The organism is Staphylococcus sp. HMSC062A01 (assembly GCF_001836805.1).
In the GTDB taxonomy this organism is placed as follows: domain Bacteria; phylum Bacillota; class Bacilli; order Staphylococcales; family Staphylococcaceae; genus Staphylococcus; species Staphylococcus haemolyticus.
Genome location: NZ_KV830613.1, coordinates 1 through 19,021 on the forward strand (window position 1 = coordinate 1; position 19,021 = coordinate 19,021).

Sequence of the window (19,021 nt, forward strand, 5' to 3'; positions counted from 1 at the left end):
TAAGCAAGCTGGGGATACAACGAAATAAATTTTGAGAAAATATTATTTCTGTCCCACTTCCTAAAATCTATAGTTATTAGACTCATAAAATAAATTACATAAAGATTTCGCTATATTAGTGTATGCTGCATCTTCCATTGGTGGATTGTGTAATCCAGCCCTCATATCTCGATAATAGCGTTGTAACGGACGATCCATTTCCAGACTTTTTGCACCAACAATTCTCATCGCTAAATCAACAACTTTTAACCCTTGGTTCATCACTAGCACTTTACTAGCAGATGTTTCATTCCATAAGTGTGGTTGATTTTCTGAATAATTATATCCTTTTGCGGTACTCCATAAAAAGTGACGTGCTGATAATAGTAAAGACTCCATTTTCCCAATGTTTTGTTGTACAGTTGGTAAATGACTAATAGTTCCTTCTATACTATTTGGACCATAACTCGTCGCAAAGTCTATGGCATAATTTCTTGCCGCCTGTGCAATTCCTAAATATGTACTTGGAATATGTAATATCCAGCCATTCGGTTGTGGCTTTCTTTTTGACTCTACGAAAAAGTCTTTAGGTATCCATACATCATTCAATACTAAATCGTGACTTTCTGTAGCTCTCATACCTACCATATTCCAATTATCTGCAATTTCTACACCATCAAATTCTCTTGGTACTAAGAAGAAACCTACTTCCTGTAAATCATCTACATATGCAGCTACAATATAATGGGTCAATGCTTTACTCATTGATGTAAACGTTTTAACACCATTTAATAAGTAACCGTCATCTTGTTTTACTGCATGTGTCGCAGGTCTGCCTCCACGAGTTGGGCTCCCTGTATCCGCTTCACTTACCGCTCGATTAACAAGAGCTCCATTTTCGATATCTTTTGCAAAGCGATTAAGCATGTCCTGCTTCCACATCGTTTGTTCATATATTTGACCTATAACACTTAAATGCCAACCAATAGATAATGCTGTTGCACCGTCAATAGCACCTAAATATGTTTGCAAAACAACCATATCTTCAATAGTGGCACCTTCTCCACCATATTCTACAGGTAGCGTTAGTAAGCTATAACCTTCTTTAACTAGCCATTCAATATTCTCATAAGGGAACCTAGACTGTTTATCATTCTCTGTTGCTCTTGCTTTAAACGTCTCTTCTATTGATTGAAATTTTTTTATCCATTTCTTTTGAATATCTGTATTAATCAGAACTGAATCGATCAATTATATCACCTGTTCATTGTCATTATTATTTAAACCTAGTTTATCACTCGACATTACAAATTGAAAGTTAACCACTTAAGGGATTATAAACACAAAAAGACTTAAGTCAATGAGATTAAATCTCTCAAAACTTAAGTCTTTTATGAATAAACGTTGATTACTTAATGTACTTCTCTAATTCAGCAATCAGTTTATTAATTTTGTCTCGTTGTTCATCTGTTACATAAACAATAACTATTCTTTCATCTTGTATGCTACGTTTTTTTGAAAGTAACTGTAAATCTTTTAACTTCTGTAATGCTTTAGTTAAGTAATAAGGTTTAAACTCTGAATACGTTGCAATTTCCTTTGAAGTTATTTCATTCGTTTTACTTCTCGCAATATAATTTAAAATATAAACCTCTTCATAATTTAAATTATATTTCTTTTTAGTATCTTTGAAGAACTTTTTAACTTGAAATGTTGCGTTAACTAAATCATTAATGTCTTTAATTTGTCCCATATTCTAAACCACTCCTCTGATGTACGTCTTGTTGCTACAAGGTTCATGTCTACTATTTATTACTTACCAAACATTTCTTATGCTATAAAAATTACTTTATAACATTTATGTATAATATTTCAATATTTTTATGAAATTCAAATGATATTAATTATCAATAACAAGTTACATCAATTAAATTATATATAATCAATTAGTCACTATAGGTATTCATTTGGAGATAAAAAAGAGGACTGAGACAGAATTCTTTATAAAAATTCGTCGTCCCAACCCTACAAGAATGACCAGAACTGAGGAAAGCATGATTTAAGCGTCTTCTCATCTCAGTCAACTACTGCGAATTTGCAAAATAGCAACATTATATTATTTATGTTACAGACTCACATGTTTTTAGCCTCATCTAATAGTAATAATAATATAACTATAACAAGCGTTGTTTCCTTTAGAATCATAGTAGCGTATTTTAGGTTTTATTCAACTTTTTGATTATTTAATTTTAGACTCCACATAATCAACGAATGCTTTAACGTCTTTAGTTTTGATTTGTTTCATTGGTACTTTTCCAATATTAAAAGTAAACAAAATACCTGTGCCATTAAAATGTATTTCTTCTATTTCATTATATGGGATATTTCTATAATAGAATTGACCATTCATATCTACATTCATAATTAATCTTTCAGAAGTGGCAATAAATGCTCCTTCAAATTCACTTTGGCCTTGAACATTATACTCAATGACACCTAATACTGAAGGGCCTTTTGACTCTGTTGGAAACAAATCGTTGGGATTCACATTATCTAGAATCATGAATTCATTCTCCTTACATATTATGATATTTTATTGTACTTCATTTCCTCTTGAAACTTATTGTAACATCTAATAAATAATTTATTTGTTTCATATGCTCGTGATTCAATAAATTTTACATTTACAATACGTTCATCTATTGAATTACGATACTTTTCTAAATATCCTTTTTGATAAAGATCATTAATAACCACGTTCATACATATTAAATATCGATATGACATTGACTGAATTTCTTTTAATGAAATAACTTGTCGACTAGATAGTAACTTACCTAATAAAAACAATTCATCCAAACTCAAATTAGACTCCTTTGCTATATTTCGAACTTTGTAAAGTGCGTCAAAAATGGTTATAACATGCCCTAATTGATTATAGTGGGCTGTTGTTTCTATTAAATAGTCAAAATTCTTCCCTTTTATCATTTCACTAACTTCCATAAACATAATGTTCAGTTTATCTTGACAGCTATTGGATGGGAGAAATAATATACGTCTTTGGTCATTATCATCACGCAATTTAGTGATCCATCCTAAATGATATAAATGCTCTAAATGATGTCGTAATTGTCTTTTTGAAATGGTTTGATAAGTGATTAACTCATCTATATAAACGCCTTGATGATGAACATGAAAATATTTAATGATTTCATACAATGTTTTTAATTGCTCAAATTTTAATTGGTAACTATACTTTAGCACCTCACCTACCGCTTTCATAAAAACAAGATAAAATAATAATGTTTCTAGCTTATTTTTATTCATCATAGCTATCACCTCATAACACTATTTCAGGATTGGACGGTTAAGAGTTTCCATGCTAATTTGATAACAAATTGTCTAAACATAGCCCCATATTTTAAAACTGCATTTGAAACTATTGAATATATAACTCTATATTTACCCAATCTATTAAAGATAGACATTGACTTGATTTCTTAAATAAACAACATTATCTTTATAATTTATCAATTGAAAGGTCGTGTTTACTTGTACTCAATCATCATGTTTGACTTATATCTATTATTATTCGGTTGAACTGTAATTATCTTTTGCTTCAGCAATTAATAATTGTGTTTCTTCATCTAATGGTATTTCTGATTGATTAAATGATTGATATTGATGCGATTGATTCTTAGTTCTGATTTGACCAGGTGTGGTGCCGTATTTTTTATTAAATAAAGCAATGAAATGTGGAAAATGGTTGAATCCATGCTTATATGCAATATCTTGTATTAAATGATTACTTTTTAAAATGTCTATCAAACATAATTTTAATCTAACATCATTAATATATTGTGTAATATTATGATAAGGCGTGTGATACTTGATGACTTTACTAAGTTCCTTGGCTGACATATTGAGTGCATTAGCCATATCTTGGCGACTTATCTTATTACTGTGATGTTTAATAATATACTCATGTACTTTGTCAACTAAGGCATTATCTAATTTGTAATGAGTGCGTTGATTTCTCTGCAAGTATCCTAATTCTACACATAAGTGTTTTACCAACTTATCTTTTATTTGTAATTTATCTGACTTACTACTTTCAAAATCAAGTAAATTTAAAATAAAGGGTTCTAATTGTTTTCTTTCAATAGAAGGAAATTTATATCCATTAGACTTAATATAATCATCAGCATATTTCAAATAATCTTTGAATGCTATTTCAATACTAGCGATAATTGCTCCATCCTCATTCTCAATCGAGTAAATATCATTTAACATTACAAATAATAAATCTCTCTCTTTCATTTGAAAATTCTTTAAATTTAAAATTACTCTCCCTGACCCCTTTAGCCAATAGATTAATTTAATATTTGATTCCTTTTGACTACTTATCTTTATATTTTTTAAAAGCTTTACCGAAAAGTTATCAATCATACGAACGTCCTTTCACTTTATAATATATAAAGATATGACATAAACAGAAATAATAAATTATCCCCCATAACGCTAATAACTATTGCTGCATTAATAACGATTTTCTAATTAAACGCTTTTTTTGAATGCCTATCTTCATATATAATTGTATGTTTTATTTCGATATTAGCAGTAGCAAACTTTTAACCAATTATATCATTTTATTATCTTATATAAATGTTTTTGTATATTTTTTTATAATGTTTTTATGAATAATCCTCAATAAGAGCTTCTTTTATAGCATTTCAGAGTAATAATACAATTTAATTAATAGATCTTTTGTATATATATAATTTTAAAACAATACAAAAATAATGAATTCTATTAATTTTATATCAAATTAATTTTTGCTGTTACTTTACAAAAATGTTACAAGAAAATGAGTATCTTTTTCATATATTTTTTTAAACACTGTTATGACAACGTTTTTTAATATTACAAAAAATTTCTTATTGTATTTAACTCAACACTATTTATTAGCAAAAAATTACAAAATGATAACAACGCACACAAAATGATTTTTTTCTGATAAAGTATGTCTTGTCGTTAAGAAACTTATTACAAACTGGACTCAAGGGTCATCAAATGACTATTAAATATAAAATATTAATTTAATTCTCAGGAGGAAATTTTACAATGAAAAAAATCGCTACAGCTACAATCGCTACTGCAGGAGTTGCAACTATCGCTATCGCTGGACATGGTCATGAGGCACATGCAGCAGAACAAGGATATAACCCAAATGATCCAACTTCATACAGCTACTCTTACACTATCGACCAACAAGGTAACTATCATTACACTTGGAAAGGTAACTGGAGCCCAAATCAAGTAAATCACTCTAGTCAATCTAATTATTCATACAACAACTATTCATATAATTACAATAACTATGATAACTACAACAACTACAGTAATAACACTCAATCATATAGTGCAAATAATCAACAAACTGGTGGTTTAGGTGCTAGTTACTCAACTTCAGATCGTAACATTAAAGTAACTACAACTACTGCTCCATCATCACAATCAACTGGCGTTTCAATTTCAAAAACTTCAAGTTCAGGTAGTAACTTATATACTGCTGGTCAATGTACATATTATGTATTTGATAGAGTTGGCGGTAAAATCGGTTCAACTTGGGGAAATGCTAATAACTGGGCAAGCGCTGCAGCTGCTTCAGGTTACACAGTAAACAATTCACCATCAGCTGGTGCTATTTTACAAACTTCACAAGGTGCATATGGTCACGTAGCATACGTTGAAAGTGTTGGTAGTGACGGTTCAGTTACAGTATCAGAAATGAACTATGGTCACGGTGCTGGTGTTGTTACTTCACGTACTATTTCAGCTAGCCAAGCTGCTTCATATAACTACATTCACTAATTTTATTAATAAGTATAAAAGCGATCCATTTTTGGATCGCTTTTTTGCGCTTACTTTCAGACTCAAAGATATATACATTAAACAACATGCATCTCCACTAGTTTAAAAATCTTATTATGAGATATAAATAGCATCCTGCCGTATAATTAAAAACAAAAAAGATTGGAAAGTAATAATCAATACTTTCCAATCTTAATCTATTTCGAACAAATTCATTCTTTCTTGATTTGTTATATCTATTACTACATAATTGTTGATAATAAATTCGTTTGTCCATCGTTCATGGATCCAATTCTCGCTACAAAAATATCTATGTAACGTTTTAACATACTTAAATACACCCTTTTCACAAATGATTAAACATATTTTTACGAATTTTTTACATAACTTTTGTTATCTAATTTTCGAATACCAATTCCAGTAAAGCCGTAAATAATTGCTAATACTGCACACAAGTAACATGGAACTGTCCAAATAAAGAATTGATCTACTGATACTCCAAGTTGTTGCGTGTAGTATATGCCTGAAGTTCCCCATGGTATTAACGGCAACACCATCGTACTTGAATCTTCTAAAGTTCTTGATAAATTTGATTTATCTAAATTCCTACTAACAAACATGTCTTTCATTAAGACACCCACCATAATAATTACTATAGATGCTACACCAGCTGCAAATACTAACATTAAACAGCAAATGACTGTTATTAAGATAAGCGTTCCTACTGAATGTATACCTTTAGAAACCGTTTTTAACATGACATCTAAACATCCCGATACTTCAACAATACCTGCAAATGCATACCCACAAAATATTGTCACTAGTATCTCCGTCATACTCATCATTCCACCTTGTTCTAATAGCGATGTTGCATTGGTAGAAAGATTAGAATGTCCAGTCATCGCAGGTGTAAATCCATTAAACATAGCTTTAAAACCATCAACTATATTAAAATGATTATTTAATGTTCCAATAATAACTGCACTTAAACTTGATGCTAACATAGATGGTACAGTAGATACGTTACAAACTAAACATATGATTATGACTAATAACGGCACCCACACCCAAATATTTATATTATAGATACCATCAAGTTCATTCAATAACTTATTAATTTGTTTCGTATTCACTGACCCTTTTGAAGTTAATCCTGCAAAGAACCAAACTATTAGTCCAATAATTGAAGCAGGTATCGTTGTCCACATCATTGATCTGATATGAGAAAAGATATTTACCTTAGTTACTAAAGCAGCTAAGTTAGTTGTATCTGATAATGGTGACATTTTATCACCAAAGACCGCACCTGCAATAATAGCACCTGCTGCCATACCCATATCGATATTCAACTGATGCGCAATTGATATCAACGCAATACCAGCTGTTGAAGCTGATCCCCAGGCTGTCCCAGTAGCTAAACTACAAATAGCCGATATTAAAAAGGCAGAAACTAAAAAGTAATGTGGATTTAAAAACTTTAGACCGTAGTATATTAAAGCTGGAACAGTTCCAGAATACATCCAACTTCCAACTATTATACCTACAGCTAGTATAATTAATATTGCAGGCATAGCCGTCGTTAATCTTCGTGTAATTCCCTCTTCTAAATCTTTCCATTTTAAGCCTACTCGCCAAGCTATCAAAGATGCATATGCAGATGATATGAGTAACAGTACCTGCATGGGAATATTAAATTTTATAAAGCCTATTGTCACGACAATAACCATAACGATAATTGTAGATATTGCTTCCAAAAATGATGGCTGTCTTTTCATACACATTCCTCTTTTCTTTTTAGTTAATTACCTCTTTTCATAGTTAGATGTGCATTTAATCATAAATAGAATATTAATTAAAGATTCATTTTTAGTAATCTAAATTTGTCAATTATTCTAAACCAAGTTTTTCTAAACCAAGTTCTTCTACTTTTAGACCTTCATCGAAAAAGTCACGTTCTAAAATTGTTGATGCAATCATAATAACAGCATCTATATTAGGCGTTTCAACATCAATTGCACGCCCTAAACTTGACCATAGTACTAGTCCATATGCAATATCTTCAGTTAAATAACGATTTTGTACTGAATTAGGCCCTGGTATTTGAGAAAACACAGGACTTGTATTAAACAAACGATTTAATGGTTCATCTTCGTCTTTACGTTCTAAATAGCCTCTTTGAATACGTGCTTCTTTGGCTGTTAAAAGTTCAAATCCTAATTTACGCCCTAGTGTTAAACGTTCCAACTCAATTGCATGTAATAATCTTACTGTGTGCTTCGTAATACCTTCTTTATAGAGGGCAAATGAATCAGCATAATCAATTCTTCCTACATTTAATAATGTTGGACCAGGATGAACCTCTGGGTTTCCGTTTTCTAAATTTGTCTTCCATAGATTTTCTTCTTTAACAAGATATGGATATATTTGACTTACTTTTTCAAAGCTATCACTAAGTTCCTTCTTATTATATGTAGAAAAGAATACTTTACGTACATTCAATGATAAGTCTACTCGTGCATTTTCAAAGTCAACGCGCGTACCGTAAGTAAGTGTATTAGCTTCAGCAAACTTCGGCTCTACCTCAATATGTTTATCTTCAAGTACGTTAATAAATCGAATTGACGCCATGGCAGCTGCAATATTGAAGAAAATAAGTTGATCACTTGTTACATGCTCAGCCATAATTTCCGCATAGTATTCAATATATGATGATGGAATGATAACTTGAATTATCTCAGCATCTTTCAATACATATTCAATGTCATCACTTATGTCTGTAAATGGTACAAATGATTCTGTACCTTCATTATTAAAATCAAATCCACCCTTTTCTAATGCGTTATTAAATTTTTTAATGGATGAATTTCGACAATATAATTTCACATCATGTCCTTGATTTACCATATCTACTGCTGCTGTAACTGCACCGTTACCTGATCCTACTACCGCTATTTTCATAGTTATAACTTCCTTTCTTAATCAAATCAGCGTCTCTGCTTTTCATTTAAAAAATAAAGGGAGCAGGTTAGAAATCTAATAAATGTAAATAGATTTCTTTATATCCTCAAATACAACCATTTATTAAAATGATCATATTTAAGTCCCGCTCCCGGGCAAAGTTGGCTAGAATAAAAATATATATTAAATCAACATTATTTCTATTCAGTCAGCTAATGCCAAATCCTAATAATGAGTTTTACTAATATCATTAGTAATCCATTTTTATACAACGCTAAACTATATCCTATTTTTCAAAAATTAAACACAACTCAATTATTTATATTAATTTTAAAATTAACTAATCTTTTTTAAGTAACTTTGTTATATTAATTATGAAACATAACTTTTTAATTGAGAGGAGTATTATTATGTCGGATTATTATGATCAATCACAAGACTCTACGGTAAAGAGAGATAATGAAGATGATGCCCGATTAATGTCTATGTTAATTTTCCTATTGGGGTTCTTCACTTCTGTAATAGGTCCAATTATTATTTGGGCTATCAAGCGTAATGAATCACGATTAGTTGATAAAGCTGGAAAGAATTACTTCAACATGCTTATTTCTTATTTAATTTGGAACTTTGTTGTTGGTATATGTATGGTACCTGTATTTTTCATATATATAGTTAATAATGAAGCAGCGATCATTATCGCTACAATATTATTATTTGTTCTTTCATTACTATTAATTATACTTACTATCCTATATGTAGTTTTTCATATCGTTGCATGCGTTAAATATTTTGGTGGAAAAGAGTATGTAGTGCCTTTATCAATTCGTTTCTTCAAATAAGTTGTACAGCATCTAATATTACAAAAGGTTGTAACAATAATCATTTGTTAACACTAACTAAATATAAGATTAATGTAGTATACATGCATAATTCAAGCTATATTACAGTACGTAACCTTGAACTACTCTTTATTACGGAGTTGTTCAAGGTTTTTGTATTTCATTTACGAAATCGTAACATTGCACACAGTGCTAATAGAATCTGATAAAGTATGACTTGTCGTTGGGAGCGACAAAAAAATACAAATTCAAAGTCTATTCAACATATCGCTATTTTTAACCTATTGTTGAATACAAATTTTGGGAGGACTTTTTACTATGAAAAAAATTATTACAATTTCAACTTTAACAGCAGGCATTGGTGTATCAGCATTAGGATTAAATGCTAACCATGCAGATGCTGCAGAATATATTCACAATCCAGCACCACAACATAATCAATTCGGACAACAAGGTCCACATGGTCAAAATATGCAATTTAGTCATCAACAAGGACAAGATTATCAACAACCTCAATTTAAACAACAATCTTTCAATTATAATCAAAGCACTACAACTTCAACAACATCAGATGGAAGTTCGTCATCTAGTAGTTCTTCTACAACTACTTCTTCAACTCAAACTACATCTTCTACATCAGGTAATTTATACACAGCCGGCCAATGTACTTGGTATGTATATGACAGAGTTGGTGGTAAAATCGGTAGTACTTGGGGAAATGCTAATAACTGGGCGAGTGCAGCATCAGCAGCTGGGTACACTGTAAATAATACTCCAGAAAAAGGTTCAATTCTTCAAACATCTGAAGGTTCTTATGGACATGTTGCGTATGTAGAAAGTGTTGGTAGCGATGGTTCAGTAACTGTTTCTGAAATGAATTATTCTGGTGGACCATATGTGAAAGATACACGTACAATTTCAGCTAGCCAAGCTAGTTCTTATAACTACATCCATTTATCATAATTTTAAATAAAGCTTAAATGATGCTAATCATAAATATAGGATAACATTATACTATAGAGCTGCATTGTAAATTCACAGTATCTAAATGATTGAGAAGTCGCTTTAAATCAAGCTTTCTCAATTCTAATCATTCATGTAGGACTAGAGGCTGGGACAATATAAAATGTCTCAGCCTACTTTATCATTTTGTCAGTAGCTGACTGATTTGAAAATGCGCTTGAATCAAGCTTTTTTCAAACCTAGTCATCCTTGCCTGGTAGGCGGGGCCCCAGCAAAGAGAATTTCCTAAAGAAATTCTACAAGCTAAACAAGTTGGGGATACAACGAAATAAATTTTGAGAAAATATTATTTCTGTCCACTCCCAAGTCCTTTTTAAGTTTTACAAATTGAATTAAAGGTAACGCTTTGAGAGAATAAGCATATTAGTCTTTATTTTATAAGGAGTGTGAAGGTATGCAATGGCTTAAAGTCATCTTAGCTGGCATTATTGAAGTTATTTGGGTAATTGGATTAAATAATGCCCATAATTTTGCAACTTGGTTATTTACATTAGTTTTTATTGCACTAAGCTTCTACTTGATGATTTCCGCCTCTAAACAACTTCCAGTCGGTACAGTTTATGCAGTATTTGTGGGAATAGGAGCTGCTGGTACAGTTATTGCAGATATGCTTTTCTTTGGAGAACCCTTTACAAAAATGAAAGTTGTATTACTGCTTCTGTTATTAGTTGGCATTATTGGACTTAAACTGTCAACGTATGACTCACCTAAGGGAGGAATGTAATATGTCATGGCTATATTTATTCATTGCAGGATTATTAGAGGTACTTGGTGTCATATGGTTAAACCAATATGCACGCTCAAAACAAAAATTTTATATTGTTTTAATGGCAATTACGTTTATTTTTAGTTTTAGTGTATTAAAATTAGCTATGACAACAATTCCAATGGGAACAGCATATGCTATATGGACTGGTATTGGCACAGCTGGAGGAGCTATTGTAGGAATGTTATTTTACAAAGAATCAACACATTTTAGCCGTATCATTTTTATTTTCTTGATACTCTTCTCTGTAATCGGCCTTAAAATGATTTAATAAAATTGTATGAATTACATTTGTATACGTTTTCTCCTTTTATTATACTTAAAGAGAGATTATTGATAAGGAGTGAGCTTAATGGTAAAAGTTTATATAGCAGGTGCAATTCCAGAAGTAGGATTAAATTTACTTAAAGAACACTTTGAAGTAGAAATGTATGAAGGTGAAGGCATTATTGATAAAGAAACACTAATGGAAGGTGTCAAAGATGCTTCTGCGCTTATAAGCATTCTATCTACGAATGTTGATCAGGAAGTGATTGATAGTGCAAGTAACCTTAAAATCATTGCAAACTATGGTGCTGGCTTTAATAATGTGGATGTTAAATATGCACGTGAAAAAGATATTGATGTAACAAATACACCTAAAGCATCAACAGCCTCAACTGCTGAATTAACTTTCGGACTCGTTTTAGCAGTTGCGCGTCGCATAGTTGAAGGAGATAAATTATCTCGAACACAAGGTTTTGATGGATGGGCACCTTTATTCTTTAGAGGTCGTGAAGTGTCTGGCAAAACGATTGGCATAATCGGTTTAGGTGAAATTGGTAGTGCAGTAGCTAAGCGTGCTAAAGGTTTTGATATGGATATCTTATATACTGGTCCTCACCAAAAGAAAGAAAAAGAACGTGAAATTGGTGCAAAATATGTAGATCTAAATACCTTACTTGAAAATGCTGACTTCATCACAATCAATGCTGCTTATAATCCTGATTTACATCACATGATTGATACCGAACAATTTAAACTGATGAAATCTACAGCCTATTTAATTAATGCAGGTCGCGGTCCAATAGTTAATGAAGAAGCTTTAGTAAAAGCTTTAGAAGACAAAGAAATTGAAGGTGCCGCATTAGATGTATATGAATTTGAACCTGAAATTACAGAAGGTTTGAAATCACTAGATAATGTAGTTATCACACCTCATATTGGTAACGCAACTTATGAAGCAAGAGATATGATGTCTAAAATCGTCGCAAATGATACGATTAAAAAGTTAAATGGTGAAAATCCACAGTTTATAGTTAATAAATAATTTATAATGTAAATAAGACGGAAACTGAAAGAGACTACGAAGCATATTAATCATTAACTTATATGCTTAATTAGTCTTCAGTATCCGTCTTATTTTATTTATGCTTCGCTTTATACAGGAATTTAGTTTGTCCACTTAACAAACGTTTAGGTGTTCGTTTCATAACACTATTACGTAATGAAATAGCAAATGTTTTATCTTTTTGCGCTATTTTACCACTTTTTCTTGAGCGTTTGATAACTTTTGTAGTATGTTTAACTCTTAATTTATCATAACGTTTTAATGCTTTTTCTAAATCATATTCTTCTAAACAATTAACTAGTACAATCGCATCTTCCATAGCTTGTCCAGCACCTTGACCCATATTAGGCGTCGTTGCATGCGCTGCATCCCCTAACAATAGAATACGTCGATTTACAAATGATTTGAGTGGTTTCATATCATATAAATCATGCTTCAGAATACCTGTTTCACTTTGCTTATCTAAAATTTGTCGTACTGGTTCAGGATAATTATTAAAATATGCTTGTAGATGTGGTTTTTCAAACGATTGATATTTGGGATCTTTTTCAGACGCATTAATTGTGATAAACCAATAAGCTTGGTTGTTAATAAGTGGCACTATCCCTACTCGACCTCGTTTACCCCAATATTCACTAGCAATATCAATGTTATGTAGATCAGCATCATCCACTAAGCCACGAAAACACGTATACCCTTGATAAAGTATCTTCGCATTCGGATGAATAGCTTGTCTGACAACAGAATGAAGCCCGTCCGCACCTATACATAAATCAAAACTTTGACTTGCATGATTTGAAAAGTGAACCATCGTATGTTGTTCAACGTTTTCAACCTTAATAACATCATGGTCTGTATAAATGCATTGAGGATTAACATAAGATTGTATCAATTCAATCAAAGTTTGTCGCGCTAATGTTACATTCAACGTAGCCTCTTTTAATTTTACTGCAGACAAAATATTTCCTTTATCATCTAGTACATTCATTGCAGATAAGTTCTGGCCAGCATTTTTAATTCCTTTAGCTAGGTCATGTTTACCTAATTTCTTGATAACATTATCACCAATTCCTATACCTGCACCAACTTCACTTATATTTGATTGTCTTTCAAATATAGAAACGTCATGTCCTTTTTCTGAAAGAAGTGCGCCAGCGGTTAAACCACCTATACCTGCACCTATTATTGCAATTTTCATTTATTTACACCTCAATATTAAATTCACCTAAATTTTATCTTAACAGTATGTTGCAGTTGCAACTTATATTGTATATCACTCTATTATCCAATCAGTTTAGAAGGCATAGAAGTTCTTACGTACATCATCTTTTTTTATACCAAATTGGTCATAATATGCTTGCATATACTTTGCGATTTTATCTGCCCATAAAATATCGCTTGCATACTGATGTTGGCCTGGACTTTTAGGATTCCACCTCATTTGATACAGCGTAATTTGATCATTATCAAAATAATTCGTTCTAATAAATTTAGCTCCACCAAGTATCGCTTTTCGTGGTGAAGTCCATGATGCTTCCTTAGCGTAACTCTTACCTGTATGAATAGCATTTTCATCGAAAGCACCGACTCCAAAAAAGTTGTAATAACGATTGTTACCTTCTTTAATACCACTGGCAAGTTTAGAGTTACCATTAGCAGTCTCCACACGTGCATGGCTTATTAAATAAATAATATTGACTTGATATTTGTCTTGAGCCTCTATAAAAGCATCAGCTTGATTTTCAAGAATACCATTTCCTTTTAACATCTTTTTGACTTCTTGTTTTGACATAGGAACTTGTTGTGAAATATCCATGTATTTTAACTTATTATCGTCTCGAGTAATGCGCATTGCCCTCTCTATTTCTCGGCTATTTGCATTTACAAACTCACCATCACTGTCTACTGTATTCAATACACTCGAATCTGTTTGCTTCTGAATTGCTTCTTGAAAGCTATAGTTGCGATCATTGTCCAACAGTTCTGAGTGCTTAATTATTAATAATACTATGAAGACAATGATAATAATAAGCAACAGTATGAATGGTAAACGCAAATGGTTTAATTGCTTCATGTAGATGACAATCCTTTATAGCTATTTAAGATAAATAAAAATAAGTACTTATAATAACAATTAAGACTATAGCAAATGATATGTTGATGACTATCTTCATGCCAGTTCGATCTCGAAAAAGCACGTTAAATATAACTAAACTAATTGCTAATGACACAGCGAACATTGAAATCGCTAACACCATTTGCATCATAATTAAAAAAATAATTCCTAAAACAATAAAGACATTAGAAATAACTGTCATAATTTTAATCGCGTTTGGATGAATTGTTCTCACCCCTTCTTTAGTAATAATATATACTACACCTTACCATAATTTATGTAGAAAGTACTTATAAATCTTATTAAATAATGAAAGAAAGGAGCGAGACAGAATTCGATTTGAATTCATTATCCCACCCCTAAGGATGACTTGAACTAAGTAAGTTTAGTATAAGTGCCTTCTCAATTCAGTCATCTACTGCATATTTACTTTGTAGCCTTTGATTATTTAATTTGTACCAATCTTTTTATACATTAATGTATTATTTATCTTCTCTAGACATCCCTTTAAGTAAATTGAGCATATAAGTTAAGCTACGATTCATATCATCGTCTTTGAGTACGCCCATTAGACTACGAATACTTGTTTTAGCATTAGGATTTGCTTGATTTGCAACGTGCAATCCTTTATTTAATTTATTTAAGAATTGGCTTAACTCTTGAACATTAAGCTCACCTAACATAAAGACCATTGGTGCTAAATTTGTAATTAGACCCGCATATAAATCTTTGTTAAGTTCTGTCATAAATTTATTGATTATGACTTGACGTCCTCTAATGCCACCGTTCATTAAATCAAGAATTTTAGCTTCATCTAATGCTTTTACTAAACGTATTGCTTTTAAAATACTATCTTTATTTTCTGCAATAGCATCTGTTACTTCATTGATACTCTCGATTTTAATTTGTTCTTCTGATTTCTCTAAACGTTTAATTTTAGTTATTCTTTCAGCCATTATTTATCCACCACATTTCCTGGGAAAACATAGTCGGGACGTTCCCATTTTTTCTGTACTTGGACACTATATTGCGGGTTACGTTTTTTATCGACACGGAAGTTTGTTGGATTTAATGGTGATTTACCTTTACGAGTCAATACTTCCATGCGACAACTAGTTCGTTTATAAGATGGTGTATCTGTATATTTATCTACATCACTATTAGTTAATTTATTGATAGCACCTAAATCACCATTTGACATAGCATCATTATTTAAAGGAATATAAATTTCTCTGCCTTTAACTCGATCAGTTACAGTTGCAATTAATGTTGCTTCACCCGTTTCTGAAATCAATCGTAATTCTGCGCCTTCATGAATATCACGATCTTTAGCTAGCTCTGGAGAAATTTCTACAAATGCATTTGGCACTTTATACTTAATCATTTCAGTTTGATAAGTCATATTACCTTCATGGAAATGCTCTAGTAAACGACCATTATTTACATGCAGGTCATAAACTTCATCTTCTTTAAAGAAATTGTCAAATGTTAATGGGAATAACTTAGCACGACCATTTTCAAAGTTAAAGCCATCCATATATAATGTTGGCTGGTCTGTACCATCTGGTGCTACAGGCCATTGAAGACTATTGAAACCTTGTAATCGTTCATAATTTACACCTGAATATGATGGTGTTAATCGTGCAATTTCATCCATGATTTCACTTGGATGTTTGTAATTCCAATCTGCGCCCATGCGTTGTGCGATTAATTGGAAGATTTCCCAGTCTGGTTTAGAATCGCCTAGCGGTTGTAATGCTTTATTAATACGTTGAATTCGGCGTTCTGTATTCGTGAATGTACCATCTTTTTCTAATGATGGACTAGCTGGTAAGACGACATCTGCATATGTTGCTGTGAAAGTTAGGAACTCATCTTGAACAACTAAGAAGTCTACTTTTTCTAATGCAGATTGAACAAAATTAATATTAGAATCAACAATACCTGTATCTTCACCGTATAAGTATAATGACTGAATATCTCCATTATGGATACCTTCCATCATTTGGTGATTATCGCGTCCAGGTGTTGGATTTAATTCTACACCATATTCTTTTTCAAATTTTGCTCTCACTTCATCATCAGCTACTTTTTGATAACCTGGGAATTGATCTGGCATACTTCCCATATCACTTGCGCCTTGTACATTATTGTGACCACGTAATGGATAAGCACCTGAACCTGGTTTTCTATAGTTACCTGTCACGAGCAATAAGTTTGAGATAGCTGTACTTGTATCACTACCGATGTCTTGTTGTGTAACACCCATTGCCCAACAAATTGACATTGATTCAGCTTTTGCAGCTTCTTCTGCAAAGCTAATGATTTGTTCTTTAGGAATACCTGTTGTTTCTTCTGCAAAATCCATAGTGAACAATTCTAATGATTTATAGTAATCTTCATAATTATCAACCCAATCATTCAAGAAAGCTTTATCGTGTAAATCGTTGTCAATGATATATTTAGTAGCTGCACCTAACCAAACTAAATCAGTTCCTGGCTTAGGTTGATAGAATGCATCTGCACGCTCAGCCATTTCATGTTTTCTAATATCGAATACATGCATCTTTTGTCCGAATAACTTTTGTGCACGTTTCATTCTAGATGCAATAACTGGATGCGCTTCAGCTGTATTTGTACCGATTAGAACAGTCATAGCAGCTCTCTCAAGGTCTTCAATTGAACCAGAGTCACCACCGTGACCAACAGTTCTAAATAGACCTTTCGTTGCTGGTGCTTGGCAATATCTTGAACAGTTATCAACGTTGTTAGATCCAAAGACTTGTCGTGAAAGTTTTTGCATTAAATATGATTCTTCATTAGTACCTTTAGAAGATGCGATAAATGCTAAATGATCGCCACCATATTCATTTTTGATTCGCTTAAAGTTAGTTTCAATAACATCTAAAGCTTCATCCCATTCAACTTCATGGAATTCTCCATCTTTTCTAACTAGAGGTTTTTTTAAACGTTGGTCTGAGTTAATGTGACCCCAAGAGAATTTACCTTTAACACATGTAGCAATTTTGTTTGCTGGAGAATCATGTGATGGTTGAACTTTTAGCACTTCTCTGTCTTTAGTCCATACATCAAATGAACAACCTACACCACAATATGTACAAACTGTTTTCGTTTTCTTAATGCGTTCTTTACGCATTTCCGCTTCTGAATCAGAAACTGCAAATAGTAATCCATCACCTGGTTCAGCCTTTTTAGTTAAATCAATCATTGCAGCAAGTGAACCTGGTTCAGTATCTGTCATGTAACCAGCATTACCTTCCATATTCACTTCCATCATGGCATTACAAGGACATACAGTTGCACATTGTCCACACGATACACATGATGATTCATTAATAGGAACATCATTATCCCAGATAACTCTAGGATGCTCACGATTCCAATCAATTGAAATTGTTTCATTTACTTCGATATCCTGACACGCTTCTACACAACGACCACAAAGAATACATTGGTCTGGGTCATATCGATAGAATGGACCATAGTCTTTTTCATATGGTTTCGTTTTGTATTCGTATGATTGTTCTTCTAATCCCCATGCGTCCATAGCGTTATGTATTTCACAATCACCGTTATTGTAATCACATACTGTACAATACAGCATATGTTTTTCTAAAATGCGATCTAAAGCTTCCTTTTGGCTAGCTTTAACATCATTATTCTGAGTATTAACTGTCATGGGTCGATCTACAACAGTACTACACGCACGTTCAATTTTGCCATCAATTTCAACCATACATGTATCACATGTTTGAATTGGTCCCATTGATTCGTTATAACAAATTGAAGGTACGAAAGTATCACGAGATTTTATAAACTCGAGTAAACTTGTTCCAGGTTCTACAAGATAATCAGTGCCATCAAGCGTGACGATTAAATGTTCTTGCATACTTTCCACCCCATCTATATAAATTTTCCGTAAAATGACTTTGGCTACTTAACTATTCCATTTCAATACCCCACATATATTGAACATAGAATTACATTAATTGTATTACTTATTTCATTAAATGTTAAGCGTTTCATGAATTTTTGCAATTTTAAAAGAATTAAATATACATTGTTTTTCAAATGTAAAAAAACGGCTCTACGTCAAATCGGACTGATGAGTCCAA

General features: G+C 32.0%; 18 protein-coding genes. 6 read left to right on the forward strand and 12 right to left on the reverse strand.

The genetic code is table 11. The features are described from left to right. Positions 1–60: 60 nt before the first annotated feature. From HMPREF2715_RS03985 to HMPREF2715_RS04005, 5 genes are all read right to left on the reverse strand, one after another. A complete protein-coding gene (locus HMPREF2715_RS03985; RefSeq protein ID WP_176746965.1) occupies positions 61–1,227 on the reverse strand; it encodes an acyl-CoA dehydrogenase family protein in 1,167 nt (388 codons plus the stop codon). 160 nt (positions 1,228–1,387) lie between these two features. After that, entirely contained in the window at positions 1,388–1,732 is a 345-nt protein-coding gene (locus tag HMPREF2715_RS03990) for a transcriptional regulator, SarA/Rot family (RefSeq protein WP_037549844.1), read from the reverse strand. Positions 1,733–2,218: 486 nt separating this feature from the next. Then, positions 2,219–2,542 (reverse strand): PH domain-containing protein, encoded by a 324-nt coding sequence (locus tag HMPREF2715_RS03995; RefSeq protein ID WP_037549846.1) that lies wholly within the window; start codon positions 2,540–2,542, stop codon positions 2,219–2,221. 20 nt (positions 2,543–2,562) lie between these two features. Next, entirely contained in the window at positions 2,563–3,309 is a 747-nt protein-coding gene (locus HMPREF2715_RS04000) for a transcriptional regulator, SarA/Rot family (RefSeq protein WP_256327013.1), read from the reverse strand. Positions 3,310–3,567: 258 nt separating this feature from the next. Further along, positions 3,568–4,299, reverse strand: a complete 732-nt coding sequence (locus HMPREF2715_RS04005) for a helix-turn-helix transcriptional regulator (RefSeq protein ID WP_240565864.1) — start codon at positions 4,297–4,299, stop codon at positions 3,568–3,570. Between the two features lie 804 nt (positions 4,300–5,103). On the opposite strand from HMPREF2715_RS04005, the gene HMPREF2715_RS04010 reads away from it, so the two are divergent. Further along, positions 5,104–5,853, forward strand: coding sequence for a CHAP domain-containing protein (locus HMPREF2715_RS04010; protein ID WP_070839470.1), 750 nt, complete (start codon positions 5,104–5,106; stop codon positions 5,851–5,853). 368 nt (positions 5,854–6,221) lie between these two features. On the opposite strand, the gene nhaC is transcribed toward HMPREF2715_RS04010, so the two are convergent. Both nhaC and HMPREF2715_RS04020 read right to left on the reverse strand, forming a co-directional pair. After that, entirely contained in the window at positions 6,222–7,628 is a 1,407-nt protein-coding gene (nhaC, locus tag HMPREF2715_RS04015; protein ID WP_070582021.1) for a Na+/H+ antiporter NhaC, read from the reverse strand. Between the two features lie 112 nt (positions 7,629–7,740). Then, positions 7,741–8,811, reverse strand: a complete 1,071-nt coding sequence (locus HMPREF2715_RS04020) for an NAD/NADP-dependent octopine/nopaline dehydrogenase family protein (RefSeq protein ID WP_053025490.1) — start codon at positions 8,809–8,811, stop codon at positions 7,741–7,743. 410 nt (positions 8,812–9,221) lie between these two features. Here HMPREF2715_RS04020 and HMPREF2715_RS04025 point away from each other — a divergent pair, with 410 nt between their 5' ends. The 5 genes from HMPREF2715_RS04025 (at position 9,222) to HMPREF2715_RS04045 (ending at position 12,748) form a co-directional block, all read left to right on the forward strand. After that, a complete protein-coding gene (locus tag HMPREF2715_RS04025; protein ID WP_070582020.1) occupies positions 9,222–9,650 on the forward strand; it encodes a DUF4870 domain-containing protein in 429 nt (142 codons plus the stop codon). A gap of 318 nt (positions 9,651–9,968) precedes the next feature. Next, positions 9,969–10,613, forward strand: a complete 645-nt coding sequence (locus HMPREF2715_RS04030) for a CHAP domain-containing protein (protein ID WP_070582019.1) — start codon at positions 9,969–9,971, stop codon at positions 10,611–10,613. Positions 10,614–11,067: 454 nt separating this feature from the next. After that, positions 11,068–11,397 (forward strand): DMT family transporter, encoded by a 330-nt coding sequence (locus tag HMPREF2715_RS04035; RefSeq protein ID WP_037549865.1) that lies wholly within the window; start codon positions 11,068–11,070, stop codon positions 11,395–11,397. Between the two features lies 1 nt (position 11,398). Beyond that, positions 11,399–11,710 (forward strand): DMT family transporter, encoded by a 312-nt coding sequence (locus tag HMPREF2715_RS04040; protein WP_070582018.1) that lies wholly within the window; start codon positions 11,399–11,401, stop codon positions 11,708–11,710. Positions 11,711–11,791: 81 nt separating this feature from the next. Then, positions 11,792–12,748 (forward strand): 2-hydroxyacid dehydrogenase family protein, encoded by a 957-nt coding sequence (locus HMPREF2715_RS04045; RefSeq protein WP_070582017.1) that lies wholly within the window; start codon positions 11,792–11,794, stop codon positions 12,746–12,748. Positions 12,749–12,842: 94 nt separating this feature from the next. On the opposite strand, the gene HMPREF2715_RS04050 is transcribed toward HMPREF2715_RS04045, so the two are convergent. From HMPREF2715_RS04050 to fdhF, 5 genes are all read right to left on the reverse strand, one after another. Next, the gene (locus tag HMPREF2715_RS04050; RefSeq protein WP_070839471.1) at positions 12,843–13,967 is read right to left on the reverse strand and encodes an FAD-dependent monooxygenase; all 1,125 of its coding nucleotides are present in this window, start codon (positions 13,965–13,967) and stop codon (positions 12,843–12,845) included. Positions 13,968–14,063: 96 nt separating this feature from the next. Continuing rightward, complete coding sequence (locus tag HMPREF2715_RS04055) at positions 14,064–14,843, reverse strand: N-acetylglucosaminidase (RefSeq protein WP_070582015.1); 780 nt, start codon at positions 14,841–14,843, stop codon at positions 14,064–14,066. 25 nt (positions 14,844–14,868) lie between these two features. After that, entirely contained in the window at positions 14,869–15,087 is a 219-nt protein-coding gene (locus HMPREF2715_RS04060; RefSeq protein WP_037549895.1) for a hypothetical protein, read from the reverse strand. 280 nt (positions 15,088–15,367) lie between these two features. After that, entirely contained in the window at positions 15,368–15,841 is a 474-nt protein-coding gene (locus tag HMPREF2715_RS04065) for a helical membrane plugin domain-containing protein (protein WP_037535920.1), read from the reverse strand. Further along, on the reverse strand, positions 15,841–18,795 hold the full coding sequence (fdhF, locus tag HMPREF2715_RS04070) for a formate dehydrogenase subunit alpha (RefSeq protein WP_070678560.1): 2,955 nt from the start codon (positions 18,793–18,795) through the stop codon (positions 15,841–15,843). The genes HMPREF2715_RS04065 and fdhF overlap by 1 nt, the downstream gene beginning before the upstream one ends. Between the last annotated feature and the right edge of the window lie 226 nt (positions 18,796–19,021).

Bases quoted from the DNA above. Each gene is read 5' to 3' on its own strand.
- HMPREF2715_RS04065 (WP_037535920.1), bottom strand. From the start codon at position 15,841: ATGGCTGAAAGAATAACTAAAATTAAACGTTTAGAGAAATCAGAAGAA.
- HMPREF2715_RS04055 (WP_070582015.1), bottom strand. From the start codon at position 14,843: ATGAAGCAATTAAACCATTTGCGTTTACCATTCATACTGTTGCTTATT.
- HMPREF2715_RS04005 (WP_240565864.1), bottom strand. From the start codon at position 4,299: ATGAAAGAGAGAGATTTATTATTTGTAATGTTAAATGATATTTACTCG.
- HMPREF2715_RS04035 (WP_037549865.1), top strand. From the start codon at position 11,068: ATGCAATGGCTTAAAGTCATCTTAGCTGGCATTATTGAAGTTATTTGG.
- HMPREF2715_RS03995 (WP_037549846.1), bottom strand. From the start codon at position 2,542: ATGATTCTAGATAATGTGAATCCCAACGATTTGTTTCCAACAGAGTCA.
- HMPREF2715_RS04045 (WP_070582017.1), top strand. From the start codon at position 11,792: ATGGTAAAAGTTTATATAGCAGGTGCAATTCCAGAAGTAGGATTAAAT.
- HMPREF2715_RS04025 (WP_070582020.1), top strand. From the start codon at position 9,222: ATGTCGGATTATTATGATCAATCACAAGACTCTACGGTAAAGAGAGAT.
- nhaC (WP_070582021.1), bottom strand. From the start codon at position 7,628: ATGAAAAGACAGCCATCATTTTTGGAAGCAATATCTACAATTATCGTT.
- HMPREF2715_RS04010 (WP_070839470.1), top strand. From the start codon at position 5,104: ATGAAAAAAATCGCTACAGCTACAATCGCTACTGCAGGAGTTGCAACT.
- HMPREF2715_RS03990 (WP_037549844.1), bottom strand. From the start codon at position 1,732: ATGGGACAAATTAAAGACATTAATGATTTAGTTAACGCAACATTTCAA.
- HMPREF2715_RS04060 (WP_037549895.1), bottom strand. From the start codon at position 15,087: ATGACAGTTATTTCTAATGTCTTTATTGTTTTAGGAATTATTTTTTTA.
- HMPREF2715_RS04030 (WP_070582019.1), top strand. From the start codon at position 9,969: ATGAAAAAAATTATTACAATTTCAACTTTAACAGCAGGCATTGGTGTA.
- HMPREF2715_RS04020 (WP_053025490.1), bottom strand. From the start codon at position 8,811: ATGAAAATAGCGGTAGTAGGATCAGGTAACGGTGCAGTTACAGCAGCA.
- HMPREF2715_RS04040 (WP_070582018.1), top strand. From the start codon at position 11,399: ATGTCATGGCTATATTTATTCATTGCAGGATTATTAGAGGTACTTGGT.
- HMPREF2715_RS04050 (WP_070839471.1), bottom strand. From the start codon at position 13,967: ATGAAAATTGCAATAATAGGTGCAGGTATAGGTGGTTTAACCGCTGGC.
- fdhF (WP_070678560.1), bottom strand. From the start codon at position 18,795: ATGCAAGAACATTTAATCGTCACGCTTGATGGCACTGATTATCTTGTA.
- HMPREF2715_RS04000 (WP_256327013.1), bottom strand. From the start codon at position 3,309: ATGATGAATAAAAATAAGCTAGAAACATTATTATTTTATCTTGTTTTT.